This window comes from Ascidiaceihabitans donghaensis, from assembly GCF_900302465.1.
Lineage (GTDB): Bacteria > Pseudomonadota > Alphaproteobacteria > Rhodobacterales > Rhodobacteraceae > Ascidiaceihabitans > Ascidiaceihabitans donghaensis.
Genome location: NZ_OMOR01000001.1, coordinates 3,538,135 through 3,550,880, shown reverse-complemented (window position 1 = coordinate 3,550,880; position 12,746 = coordinate 3,538,135). Strand labels below are relative to the sequence as shown.

Sequence of the window (12,746 nt, the reverse complement as noted above, 5' to 3'; positions counted from 1 at the left end):
AAGTGCAGCCAAACGCCATCAGAGCGTGAAAAGGCAGAGCACTATGTCCAACCCAAACGGTTTTAAGGCCCGCAAGGCCCGTTTGCTCAATCGCGTTCATGCGCGGTTGGCGTCGCGTGCGGTGGCGGCCAAAGGTTTTACATCGTCGCCCGAACCCCGCACCATTGGCAGCTTTGCCCGTGGGCGACAGCTGATTGCGGGCAATTACCTGTTTGCGGGATATCTGATCGAAGCCCCCGACGCGTCGCTTTGGCAGTTGAACACCCCTGATCCGGCCTATGATGCAGAGATGCACGGGTCTGCATGGATGGACGATCTGGCCGCTGTTGGGGACGCAAAAGCGCGCAGCAAAGCACAAGCGTGGATATGGGACTGGATACAGCGCTATGGGCGTGGCTCTGGCCCCGGATGGACGCCTGATCTGACGGGGCGGCGTTTGATCCGATGGATCAATCATGCGCTCTTTTTGTTAAGCGGTCAGGATGGGCAGGCCTCCGAGGCATTTTATCGGTCTTTGGCACAGCAAACGCAGTTCTTGTCCAAGCGCTGGCACAGCGCCAGCCCCGGCTTGCCCCGTTTTGAGGCGCTGACAGGATTGATCCATGCAGGGCTGTCGTTGCAGGGCAAGGAAGCGTTGGCGGCCCCCGCCATCAAGGCTTTGGCCCGCGAATGTCGCAACCAAATCGATGATCAAGGCGGATTGCCCACCCGCAATCCCGAAGAATTGCTGGACGTGTTCATGTTGCTGACATGGGCTGCGGCGGTGGTTTCGGAATCAGGGCAAGACGTGCCCGAAGCCCATACCGCAGCCATCGCGCGGATCGCACCCACGTTGCGGACCCTGCGCCATGCCGACGGTGGTTTGGCGCGGTTCCATGGCGGTGGGCGCGGTATGGAAGGGTGGCTGGATCACGCTTTGGCATCTGCAGGGGTGAAAGCGGTGCAAGTGGACGGGCTTGCCATGGGATTTGCGCGACTGTCGGCAGGGCGCACGTCGGTGATCGTGGATGCAAGCCTGCCGCCCAAAGGCAAAGCATCCCATGACGGACATGCGTCCACGCTGTCGTTTGAACTGACGTCTGGGCGCAGGCCGTTGATCGTGAACTGTGGATCGGGGGAAACCTTTGGCGCGGAATGGCGCCGCGCCGGCCGCGCGACCCCGTCCCATTCGACGTTGTGTTTGGATGGCTATTCCAGCGCACGGTTGGGCGATGCGGACCGCAGCAGCGCACATGAAGAACTGGTGGACGGGCCAAAACATGTGCCCATCGAAATGAGTCAGGCCCCCGACGGGTTGCGTTTTCAAGGGGGGCATGACGGCTTTGCGCCGGTTCATGGCCTGACACATGCACGCACATTGGAAATGACGTTCGATGGCCGCGCGATGGCAGGCGAAGACATGCTACTGGCCATGGAAGACGGCCCAAAACGCAAATTCGACGCCTCAATGGACGCCGCGCGACTGGCGGGCATCCCCTACGAGATACGCTTTCACCTGCATCCCGAAGTGGACGCGACGCTGGATTTGGGCGGTTCTGCCGTGTCTATGGCGCTCAAAAGCGGGGAAATCTGGGTTTTCCGCCATGAAGGCAAAGATAATTTGTCCCTTGATCCAAGTGTTTATCTGGAAAAAGGCAGATTAAAGCCACGTGCGTCACAACAGATCGTTCTATCTGGTCGTGCGATAGAGTATGCCACGCGCATCCGCTGGTCCTTGTCCAAGGCGCAGGAAACTGCCATTGGCATTCGCGATCTGAGCCGGGATGAACCTGACTACTCTGAATAACTTCCAAAGGACGCCTTTTCTATGACCGATCTGTACCCCATTCGCCGCGCATTGCTTTCAGTCTCCGACAAAACCGGATTGGTTGATTTTGGCAAGGCGTTGGCCGCACGCGGGGTTGAATTGTTGTCGACGGGGGGCACGGCCAAAGCGTTGCGCGACGCGGGGCTGGACGTAAAAGATGTATCCGAAATCACGGGCTTTCCTGAAATGATGGATGGACGCGTCAAGACGCTGCACCCTGTTGTGCATGGCGGCTTGTTGGCGCTGCGCGACAACGATGCCCACGTGGCGGCGATGGACGCGCATGACATCGGGGCCATCGATCTTGTTGTCGTCAACCTCTATCCCTTTGAGGAGACGTTGAAGCGTGGCGCAGAATACGCCGAGATGATCGAAAACATCGACATTGGCGGTCCGGCGATGATCCGCTCTGCTGCCAAGAACCACGGCTTTGTGAATGTGGTTGTTGATGTGGAAGACTACGATGTGGTTCTGGCCGATATGGCCGCCAACGACGGGCAAACGACCTATGCCCTGCGCCAGCGCTTGGCCCAAACGGCGTATGCGCGCACCGCGGCCTATGACACAGCGGTCAGCACATGGATGGCCAGCCAGATCGGCGACACCCCACGCCGCCGCACCGTTGGTGGCACATTGGCGCAGACTTTGCGCTACGGCGAAAACCCGCATCAGGCGGCTGCGTTCTACACAGACGGATCAGAGCGCCCGGGCGTTGCCACAGCTGCACAACATCAGGGCAAAGAGCTGTCCTATAACAACATCAATGACACCGATGCAGCGTTTGAACTGGTGTCTGAATTCGATCCCGCCAATGGCCCGGCAGTGGCCATCATCAAACACGCAAACCCGTGCGGCGTTGCAACCGGTGATACGCTGGCGCAGGCATATTCCCGTGCATTTGATTGTGACCGCACGTCGGCTTTCGGTGGCATTATCGCGCTAAACCAGCCGTTGGACGGCCCCACAGCGGAAGAAATTTCTGCCATTTTCACAGAAGTGGTGATTGCGCCGGGTGCGGATGATGCGGCCCGTGCTGTGTTTGCCAAGAAAAAGAACCTGCGCTTGTTGACGACGGACGGTTTGGCGGATGCCAAGGCCGCTGGACAAACCATCCGTCAGGTGTCGGGTGGCTATCTGGTGCAAGACAAAGATAACGGATTCATCACGCGTGATGATCTCAAGGTCGTGACCAAGCGCCAGCCGACGGAACAGGAACTGTCCGACCTGATGTTTGCGTGGACTGTGGCCAAACACGTAAAATCCAACGCCATCATTTACGTCAAGGACGGCGCCACCGTGGGTGTGGGGGCAGGCCAGATGAGCCGCGTAGACAGCACGCGCATCGCCGCACGCAAGGCGCAGGATATGGCCGAAGCAATGGGGCTTCCTGCGCCATTGACCCAAGGGTCTGTCGTCGCATCGGATGCGTTTTTCCCTTTTGCGGATGGATTGATTACCGCCGCAGAAGCAGGCGCCACGGCCCTGATCCAGCCTGGTGGCTCCATGCGCGACGATGAGGTGATTGCCGCCGCAGACGAAGCCGGCCTTGCCATGGTCTTTACCGGCATGCGCCACTTCCGCCACTAAGGACAAAACCCGATGCGCCTGATGTTTCTCTTTTCCATGATCGCCTTTCTGGCGGACCAAGCCAGCAAATACTGGGTGGTCCATGTTATGGAAATTTGGAAACGTCCTGACATGTTGCCGGTGATCCCACCGGTGTTGAACTTCAGCTATGGCGAAAACCGGGGTATCAATTTCGGGCTGTTTGCCAGCGATAACGACGTGATGCGTTGGGTGTTGATCGGGTTGGCTGTGGTTATTTGTGTGGCCGTGGTCTTTTGGATGCGCAAACGCAGGCAGCCTTTGATCGTTCACGCAAGCGCGGGGTTTTTGATCGGCGGTGCGCTGGGCAATGTCGTGGACCGCATGTGGTACGGATATGTTTTGGATTTTCTGAACACATCGTGTTGCGGGTGGGTGAACCCCACGGTCTACAATGTGGCGGATGTGTTTATTGTCGTAGGCGCTTTGGGTATGATCTTTTTTGCCAACGAAGGAAAAGACGACCCGAAGAAGGGGCGCAAAAAGGGGGCGTGACATATGTGCCCGGACTGCGATATTGAGAAGCGACAGGGAAGTGGAAGGTAACGGGATGCGTTTTGTAGTGACTGCTGTGCTGATGCTGGCCATCACGGGGTGTGCCAACACGGGCCTGCGTGATTTGCGTGGCTCTGGCGATGGGCCGGATGAATTCATCATCAATCCAGCAAAGCCGTTGGAAACACCTGAAAGCTATGCCGCGTTGCCAGCACCCACGCCGGGCGCGAACAACATTACCGATCCTACACCCTTGCAAGACGGGGCCATTGTCGTCGGTGGGCGCAGGACCTCTGCCGCAGCGGCTGTGCCTGCACGCGACGGCGCAGTTGTCAGCCACGCCAGCCGTTTTGGTGTTACGCGCGGCATCCGTTCCCAACTGGCCAGCGAAGACGAAGATTTCCGCAAACGTCGCGGTCGGTTGACGCAATACCGGATCGTTCCGGTGGACCGTTACAATCAGGTCTACAAACGTCAGGCCATTGATCCCGATCGTGTCGCAACACAGTACCGGCGCGCCGGTGTGCCAACCCCTACGGCCCCCCCTTCAAATTAACTGTGCCTGTTGTCTGGCATTTGGACCTCACATTTTTGACAGTGCGCTTGAAGCATGCCCCGCAAGACGTATCTTGTGATCCATGACGCACACCCATTCTAAAGGATCGCCTATGACCCTATTGCGCGCTGCCCTGACTTCGCTGGCATTATTGACGCCTGTGGCCGCCACCTCAGCCGAAGACCAAGTCACAACGTTCACCTTGGACAATGGCATGCAGGTCGTTGTGGTTGAAGATCACCGCGCCCCTGTTGTGCAACATATGCTGTGGTACCGTGCAGGGTCTGCTGATGAGCCTAAGGGATCGTCTGGCGTCGCGCATTTTCTGGAACACCTTCTGTTCAAGGCCACCGATAAAATGGAAGCGGGTGAATTTTCGTCCGTGGTTGCGGCCAATGGGGGGCGCGACAATGCGTTCACCAGCTACGATTACACCGCCTACTACCAGCGTGTCGCAGCGGACCGTTTGGAATTGATGATGTCTATGGAAGCCGACCGGATGCGTAACATCCGTTTGACGGAGAAGAATATTGAAACCGAACGCGATGTGATCATCGAAGAACGCAACCAACGCACTGAAAACAGCCCCCGTGCGCTGTTTTCCGAACAAATGAATGCAGTGCAATATCACAACCATCGCTACGGTGTGCCTATTATCGGGTGGATGCACGAGATGGAAACACTGGATATGGACGACGCACTGTCGTTCTATGAAATCTACTATTCTCCGAACAACACGATCCTTGTTGTGTCGGGGGACGTTGAACCCGAAGACGTGCGCACGCTGGCTGAAAAGCATTATGGCGTCATCCCTGCGAACCCCGATTTGCCGACGCGCCTGCGCACGGAAGAACCACCGCAAACCGCAGAGCGCCGGTTGATGTTCCGTGATCCGCGTGTGTCACAAGAATATGTGGCGCGTAGCTATCTGGCGCAAGAACGTGATGCCGGGGCGCAACAAGAGGCGGCGGCCCTTACATTTTTGTCTGAAATTCTGGGCGGTGGCACCACGTCGTACCTGACTGAAAAGTTGCAGTTCGACACGCAAACCGTGGTATTTTCGGGGGCGTTCTATCGCGGTACTTCACTGGACGACACGACCTTTGATGTCATTGTCGTGCCATCGCCCGGCGTGACCCTGCAAGAAGCCGAAGACGCAATGGATGCAGCCCTTGACCAGTTCATGATTGATGGCGTGGACCCCGAACAGCTTGAGCGGTTGAAAATGCAGCTGCGCGCTGAACAGATTTATGCCCGCGACAATGTCGACGGGATCGCGCAACGCTATGGCTCGGGACTGACATCGGGGCTGACGGTCGAGGACATTCAGGCATGGCCTGATGTTCTGGACGCTGTGACAGGTGAAGATATCATGGCTGCAGCCAAGCGGGTATTCAACCGCGAAGCCTCTGTCACCGGATGGCTTATGAAGGAAGAGGGAGCAAACCAATGAGGGTCCTAAGCATTCTGGTTGCAGCCATGTTGTTGGCGTTGCCTGCACGCGCCGAAGTCAAAATCGAAGAAGTTGTGTCGCCGGGCGGGATCACCGCGTGGCTTGTCCAGGAACCCTCAATCCCGTTCATGGCGCTTGAACTGCGTTTTCGAGGGGGGGCGTCACTGGATCGCGATGGAAAACGGGGCGCCATTAACCTGATGACGGGGCTTTTGGAAGAAGGGGCCGGCGATCTGGACAGTCGGGGTTTTTCCAAGGCCGTGGAAGGCTTGGCTGCAAGCTTCGGATACTCTGTGGGGCCGGACAGGCTGTCTGTATCGGGACGGTTTCTGACCGAAAACCGGGACGAGGCGATTGCGCTTCTTCGGGCATCTCTGATCGAACCCCGGTTTGAACAAGCCGATATTGACCGTGTGCGCGAACAAGTGCTGACGGGCATCCGGTCGGGGCTCAAGGATCCGGACACGATTGCCGATGCGGCGTTTGCAGAACTGTCTTACGGCGATCACCCTTACGGCAGCAATCTGGACGGCACACTGGACAGCGTTGCTGCCCTGACACGCGATGACATCGTGAATGCGCATAAGGACGTGTTGAACAAAGAACGCCTGTATGTGGGCGCGGTGGGCGACATCACACCAGAGGAACTTGGGGCGTTGCTGGATACGCTTTTGGGGGACTTGCCAAAAACCGGCGGGACTATGCCGGAACGGACAGATATGATGGCGCCGGGCGGGGTGACGGTGATTGACTTCAACACACCTCAGTCTGTGGCTGTGTTCGGGCAAAAAGGGATCAAACAAAGTGATCCGGACTTTTTTGCCGCAACACTTCTGAACCAGATCCTTGGGGGCGGTTCATTCGAATCGCGACTGATGGAAGAGGTGCGCGAAAAAAGGGGGCTGACCTATGGGGTCTACTCCGCGCTCGCACCTCGTGATTTGGCCGAATCCTACGTGGGACGGGTTGCTTCCGCAAACGAACGGATTGGTGAAGCAATTGACGTGATCCGTGATGAATGGGCGAAAGCGGCAGAAAACGGCGTAACCGCGGAAGAACTGAAAAACGCGAAGACCTATATGACGGGGGCGTACCCGCTGCGGTTTGACGGGAACGGACCTATCGCAAAAATCATGGTGGGAATGCAGATGATCGGGCTTCCGATCGACTACATCGCGACACGCAACGACAAGGTGGAAGCCGTGACATTGGAAGATGTAAAACGGGTCGCAGCAGAGCTGTTAAAACCGGAAAGCCTTCATTTTGTTGTGGTGGGAAAACCGGTCGGTGTGGAAAACACGACAGACAACTGAGCTTCCTTTCGCCGCAAATACTTTGGGGAGCGCGAGGGGCAACGCCCCTCGTCCAAAGGGATCACGTCGCGCGACAGCGCGGCCGGTTGATTAAACTCGGGTGGTCAAACGCGGTGGTAGGGCAGGCCCGCCAGTATGGAAGCGGACCGGTATAGCTGTTCGGCCAACATGACGCGTACCATCATATGGGGCCAAACCATCGCGCCAAATGACAACAAATGATCCGCGTCGTTGCGCAGACTTTTATCAATGCCATCGGCGCCACCGATGATCAAAGCCAGATCAGAACGGCCCGTGTCGCGCCATGCCCCCAAACGCTTGGCGAACGCGGGTGAGGTTTCGATTTTCCCACGTTCATCAAGACAACAGATGACAGCGCCTTTTGGCACGGCGCGGCGCAAAAGTTCTGCCTCTGCGCCCATGCCCGCATTTTTGCGATCTTCAACTTCAATAACACGCGCAGGGCCAAGGCCAAGGCCACGGCCTGTGCGATCAAAGCGTTTGATGTAGTCGGAAATCAGGTCCGCCTCAGGGCCGCCACGCAAGCGGCCCACAGCGCATATATGAACACGCATCTATTTGCGATCAGTGCGTGGTTTCGGCTCCGGTGCCCGGCATCCACATCTTTTCAAGCTGGTAGAATTCGCGCACTTCCGGGCGGAACACATGGACGATCACATCGCCTGTGTCGATCAAAACCCAATCGCCGGTTTCTTTGCCTTCCATACGTGATGTGCGGCCAAACTCGGATTTCAGCTGCTCCACCAGTTTTTCGGAAATGGCGGCCACCTGACGGGACGACCGGCCAGAGCACACGACCATGTAATCGCCGATTGCCGTCTTGCCACGCAGATCAATCTGCACAACATCTTCGGCTTTATCGTCGTCTAAAGATTTTAAAATCGCAGCCAGTAGCAAATCACTTGTGGCTGTTTTGTAGCCTGCCGTCATTGCGGCAGCCTGCGCGTCAGTGGCCGATGCCACCTCGGATTGGATTGACAGGACATTGTCCTCCTAAGAACCGCGCCGTCAGAGCCCCGGCGCTGGGATAGGGAATCATACCAAGAAGAACCTTAAGGTTCAATGACAGTGACCTAAGCTGCCGCGCACATATGCGTTTTTGCACCATATGCCGCACGCCACATCGCGTGCAGATGCAAAAGAGGCGCGCGTGAAAACCTATGGGCTTCTTCCCAAACCCGCCCGTTTTGCACAAAATACCCAAGTCTGGCTTCGGCTGCCAACGCCTTTCCGTAGGCTGAAGGGTTCGGCAAGCGCGCAGCAGGCAAATGCGCCAAATCGGCAGGCTTGGCCCGTTCAAACAGCAAAGCGCTGTCGTCTTGGGACAGATTCACACAGCGCGTGCCTTCTGCTGCGGCCATCAGGGCCAGCCTCGCAGAGCTTGCACCAAGGTCCATCAAGCTGATGTCGTCGCGCAAAGGGTCGGGTGCGCCCGTGCCATAAAAATGGGTGGGGCCCGTTTTGGCATAGACCATATCGCATCCAATAAAGGCCATCACCCGTGGACGCAAAGCGTGCAGCGCCCAGTAACCGGCTGTGAACGCCATGGTCGCCCCCGCATAGACAAACCCGCCGTACGCATTTTGGGCCGGAACGAACTGGTCGGCCTCGATACGTCGTTGGGAGGGCTGCAAGGTTGGGGGGTGCCGGTCTTTCGGGAAATCCTCAGGATAGATCAGCGCATTCCAATCCGGTCTGATCCGCCACGCGTTGTTGATGGCAATGATCTGGTCAAAGCCGAACCATTGGGTGCAGTCGACAGCATTAGGTCCGCTGCCAACAATGAGGACGGTGTCGTTTTTGAATTGGGGCATTTGAAGCCCTCCGCGCAATTCATAGGACCCCACGAGATAGGCCTGATAGGCTCTCAAGCAAGTTAATCCTTTGCACAGAACGGGACATATGGCGGATTTTGGCGCACATACAAAATGCTGTTGCGCTTGGCGGTCTGCAAATCCTGCTCCGAGACAATGGCTTCGACCCCGCCCACCAATGGATCATCCAGTGAGATTTCGGTGGCACATATCCGTGCCAAAACAAGGTCTTCGGTATGATATTTGGACAGGTCCACATCCAGCCCCAATCCGATGATCCGCAGTGCTTCGGCATTGGGGGTTTCCACCAGAACATCTGCGCCCGGTCCCGCGATAATAGAAAGCGATCCGCGTTTGCCTTTGCCGCCAAAACTGGAAATATTCTTGGCGTCGACCTCAAATTTGGCACGATATCCGCGCTTGGCTTCGACATCTAACCACGTCAGATCAAACCGCAACCGCGTTGAAAAGGGCCCATCAAACAGCATCGATCTTGAATGGCCTCGCCCCTTTACGGAGGTTTCCAAGGCGATCACATCATTGTGGATCAACGTCATTATGGCCGGAGTTGAAGGATGCGACCTTACGTTTAACCGCATCTCTTTCATACGCAGGCTGTCAGCAACCCAAGCGATTGCGCCTAACCCCGCCAAAACCAGTGCCGCCAAACATGCCCAAACCTTGATTTGTTCAGTCGATGGCATCGGCACTGTCTTTCAACACCTTCACTTCGCGCTGCGGGAACGGAATGGAAATGCCATGGTCCTTGAAGGCATCCCAAAGCGCCAGATATACGCCGCCGCGGATGTTGGTCAGCCCGCCCGTGGGGTCTTTGATCCAGAAACGCAGGATGTAATCCACCGAACTGTCACCAAAGCCTACGATATGGCACACGGGGCGTTTGGGGTAGTCCAGCACGCGGTCCACTGTTGTTGCGGCCTCAATGGCCAGTTCGCGTACCTTGTGCGGGTCATCGCCATAGGCAGTGCCAAAGAAAATATCGAGCCGCACGTAGTCATTGGAATGGGACCAGTTCACCACTTGGTTGGTGATCAAATCCTCGTTCGGGATCAGGTATTCCTTGCCGTCCCGCGTGACGACGGATGCGTAACGCGCACCCAGCGTTTGTATCCATCCAAAGGTTTCGCCTAGTGAAATCACGTCGCCGGGTTTGATCGACTTATCGAGCAAAATGATCACGCCCGACACAAGGTTCGAAATGACTTTTTGTAAACCAAAGCCAAGGCCCACACCGATGGCCCCGGTCAGGATTGCAAGGCCCGACAGGTCGATGCCGACCGAATTGATGCCCACAAAGAACGCAATGCCATAGAGCAGGATTTGCACCGCTTTGACGGCCAGAACCTGCATTGACGGGCTGATGTCTTCGTTGCGCCGGATTGTGGTTGCGGTGGTGTTTGATACCAGCCGCGCCCCTGTGAACAGGATGCCAATAAGAACAACCGCCGACAAAAGCGTCAGCACAGAAATGCGAAAATCCCCGAAACTTATGTCCAGATTGTCCAGAAACTGGGTGAAATCATCTGACAAATTCAGGTAATACAGGGTGACGTAGATCCACAAACACCACGTCACCAGCCGGCGCAAAAAACGGTTGCGCACAAACCGCGTCGCAAAGCCGATCACCAACCAGGCGATGGCCAAAGTGCCTGCCAATCCTATCAAATAGGACCGTGAGGGCCATGTGACGGCCTGCATAACGGCCCAAATGCCCCATGCGAAAAAGCAAAACCAGATCAATCCGAGGCGCCTGCGGATCTGTACGATCATGCGCAGTTGCCATGTTTTCCAACCGTCACGGTTGCGCACAAAGTTTTGCAGCCAGATGTCGGAGACCTTGTGCAAGCCATAGGCCAGCACCATCAATCCCAAAACGATCAGCACTTGATATAAACGCCATCCGGGCACCAGCAAGCTTTGGGCGAAGTTGCTGGCGGAGATAAGCAAAGAGCTGAATTGCGCCATGAAGTCGATTGTTGCGGTCTCGTCGTTGCCCATATGCACCCCTTACTTTGTCAAACTTTGCATGAATGGCGGATGTGGTGCAATCCACACCCTTGCGAGACTCGGCCTGTCGCTGTATCCCACAACTATGACACAGCTTTTCGATATCTGTGATCGCGCCCGACTGCGCGAACGGTTTTACGGCGTCACCCACACGGTGTTGGCGCGGCTATAGTGGTGCGCCACAGGCACACCTTACCCCACCCCACGACTGTTTACCTATAAAAGGGAGAGGACCACATGTCCCCCAAAACGCTCTATGATAAAATCTGGGATGCGCATCTGGCGCATGAAGCCGACGACGGCACCTGCTTGTTGTACATCGACCGCCACTTGGTCCACGAAGTGACAAGCCCACAGGCCTTTGAAGGTCTGCGCATGACAAACCGTAAGGTCCGCGCACCCGAAAAGACTATTGCGGTTCCGGACCACAACGTCCCCACCACGCTGGACCGTGCCAACGCAGCCACTATGACCGAAGACAGCCGTGTTCAGGTTGAGGCGCTGGACAAGAATGCCAAGGATTTCGGCATTCACTACTACCCTGTGTCCGACGTGCGTCAGGGCATCGTGCACATCGTCGGCCCCGAACAGGGTTGGACGCTGCCCGGCATGACCGTGGTGTGCGGTGACAGCCACACAGCCACCCACGGCGCGTTTGGCGCTTTGGCCCACGGCATCGGCACATCCGAGGTCGAACATGTTCTGGCGACCCAAACGCTGATCCAGAAGAAATCCAAAAACATGAAGGTCGAAATCACCGGCAAGCTGAAGCCCGGTGTGACCGCGAAAGACATCACCATGGCGGTCATTGGCAAGACCGGCACCGCGGGCGGCACTGGCTTTGTCATCGAATATTGCGGCGAAGCAATCCGCGATTTGTCCATGGAAGGGCGCATGACCGTCTGCAACATGGCGATTGAGGGCGGTGCACGCGCGGGTCTGATCGCACCGGACCAAACCACATATGATTATTGCATGGGTCGCCCCCACGCCCCGAAAGGTGCGCAGTGGGAAGCGGCGCTTGACTGGTGGAAGACGTTGTATTCCGACGACGATGCGGCATGGGATGAAATCATCACCATCAAAGGCGAAGACATCGCACCGCTTGTCACTTGGGGCACATCGCCCGAAGACGTTTTGCCGATCACGGCCACTGTGCCAGCGGCGACCGACTTTGACGGCGGGAAGGTAGACGCGGCGCAGCGGTCTTTGGACTACATGGGCCTGACACCGGGCATGGCTTTGTCAGATATTGAAATCGACACGGTCTTTATCGGGTCCTGCACCAACGGCCGGATCGAGGATTTGCGTGCCGCAGCCGAGGTGCTGAAAGGCAAGAAGATCAAGGTAAAACGGGCGATGGTTGTGCCGGGATCGGGTCTTGTGCGTGCGCAAGCCGAAGAAGAAGGGCTGGCGGACATCTTCAAGGAGGCCGGTTTCGAATGGCGCCTTGCGGGCTGTTCCATGTGCTTAGCGATGAACCCTGATCAGCTGAAAGAGGGCGAGCGCTGCGCATCGACCTCAAACCGCAACTTCGAAGGGCGGCAGGGCTATAAGGGGCGTACTCACCTTGTGTCACCGGGGATGGCTGCTGCTGCGGCCTTGACGGGTAAACTGACTGACGTACGGGACTTGATGTAAGCGGATGGGGCAA

The 12,746-nt window shown here is 56.9% G+C and carries 12 protein-coding genes; 7 read left to right on the top strand and 5 right to left on the bottom strand.

Translation table 11 applies throughout. The annotated features are described in order from the left end of the window. Nucleotides 1-43: 43 nt before the first annotated feature. From ASD8599_RS17690 to ASD8599_RS17665, 6 genes are all read left to right on the top strand, one after another. Nucleotides 44-1,786, top strand: coding sequence for a heparinase II/III family protein (locus ASD8599_RS17690; RefSeq protein ID WP_108829762.1), 1,743 nt, complete (start codon nucleotides 44-46; stop codon nucleotides 1,784-1,786). 21 nt (nucleotides 1,787-1,807) lie between these two features. Further along, on the top strand, nucleotides 1,808-3,394 hold the full coding sequence (gene purH, locus ASD8599_RS17685) for a bifunctional phosphoribosylaminoimidazolecarboxamide formyltransferase/IMP cyclohydrolase (protein WP_108829761.1): 1,587 nt from the start codon (nucleotides 1,808-1,810) through the stop codon (nucleotides 3,392-3,394). Between the two features lie 12 nt (nucleotides 3,395-3,406). Further along, nucleotides 3,407-3,907: a signal peptidase II gene (lspA, locus tag ASD8599_RS17680; protein ID WP_108829760.1), complete on the top strand. Its 501-nt coding sequence runs from the start codon at nucleotides 3,407-3,409 to the stop codon at nucleotides 3,905-3,907. A 55-nt stretch (nucleotides 3,908-3,962) separates the two neighbouring features. After that, nucleotides 3,963-4,463, top strand: coding sequence for a DUF3035 domain-containing protein (locus tag ASD8599_RS17675; protein ID WP_108829759.1), 501 nt, complete (start codon nucleotides 3,963-3,965; stop codon nucleotides 4,461-4,463). 112 nt (nucleotides 4,464-4,575) lie between these two features. After that, nucleotides 4,576-5,916 (top strand): M16 family metallopeptidase, encoded by a 1,341-nt coding sequence (locus tag ASD8599_RS17670; protein WP_108829758.1) that lies wholly within the window; start codon nucleotides 4,576-4,578, stop codon nucleotides 5,914-5,916. After that, entirely contained in the window at nucleotides 5,913-7,229 is a 1,317-nt protein-coding gene (locus ASD8599_RS17665) for a M16 family metallopeptidase (protein ID WP_108829757.1), read from the top strand. Before ASD8599_RS17670 ends, ASD8599_RS17665 begins: the two co-directional genes overlap by 4 nt. A gap of 104 nt (nucleotides 7,230-7,333) precedes the next feature. Here ASD8599_RS17665 and rlmH read toward each other — a convergent pair whose 3' ends face one another. The 5 genes from rlmH to ASD8599_RS17640 all read right to left on the bottom strand — a co-directional run bounded on the left by rlmH (nucleotide 7,334) and on the right by ASD8599_RS17640 (nucleotide 11,050). Further along, nucleotides 7,334-7,804, bottom strand: a complete 471-nt coding sequence (gene rlmH / locus ASD8599_RS17660; RefSeq protein WP_108829756.1) for a 23S rRNA (pseudouridine(1915)-N(3))-methyltransferase RlmH — start codon at nucleotides 7,802-7,804, stop codon at nucleotides 7,334-7,336. 10 nt (nucleotides 7,805-7,814) lie between these two features. Then, nucleotides 7,815-8,180 (bottom strand): ribosome silencing factor, encoded by a 366-nt coding sequence (rsfS, locus tag ASD8599_RS17655; RefSeq protein WP_108830259.1) that lies wholly within the window; start codon nucleotides 8,178-8,180, stop codon nucleotides 7,815-7,817. A gap of 143 nt (nucleotides 8,181-8,323) precedes the next feature. Further along, a complete protein-coding gene (locus tag ASD8599_RS17650) occupies nucleotides 8,324-9,121 on the bottom strand; it encodes a hypothetical protein (RefSeq protein WP_219928861.1) in 798 nt (265 codons plus the stop codon). 5 nt (nucleotides 9,122-9,126) lie between these two features. After that, nucleotides 9,127-9,768 carry a hypothetical protein gene (locus tag ASD8599_RS17645; protein ID WP_108829755.1) on the bottom strand — a complete coding sequence of 214 codons (642 nt, stop codon included), beginning with the start codon at nucleotides 9,766-9,768 and terminating at the stop codon, nucleotides 9,127-9,129. Beyond that, the gene (locus ASD8599_RS17640; protein WP_181364560.1) at nucleotides 9,755-11,050 is read right to left on the bottom strand and encodes a mechanosensitive ion channel family protein; all 1,296 of its coding nucleotides are present in this window, start codon (nucleotides 11,048-11,050) and stop codon (nucleotides 9,755-9,757) included. Before ASD8599_RS17640 ends, ASD8599_RS17645 begins: the two co-directional genes overlap by 14 nt. A gap of 279 nt (nucleotides 11,051-11,329) precedes the next feature. Here ASD8599_RS17640 and leuC point away from each other — a divergent pair, with 279 nt between their 5' ends. After that, complete coding sequence (gene leuC / locus ASD8599_RS17635) at nucleotides 11,330-12,733, top strand: 3-isopropylmalate dehydratase large subunit (RefSeq protein WP_108829753.1); 1,404 nt, start codon at nucleotides 11,330-11,332, stop codon at nucleotides 12,731-12,733. Nucleotides 12,734-12,746: the final 13 nt, after the last annotated feature.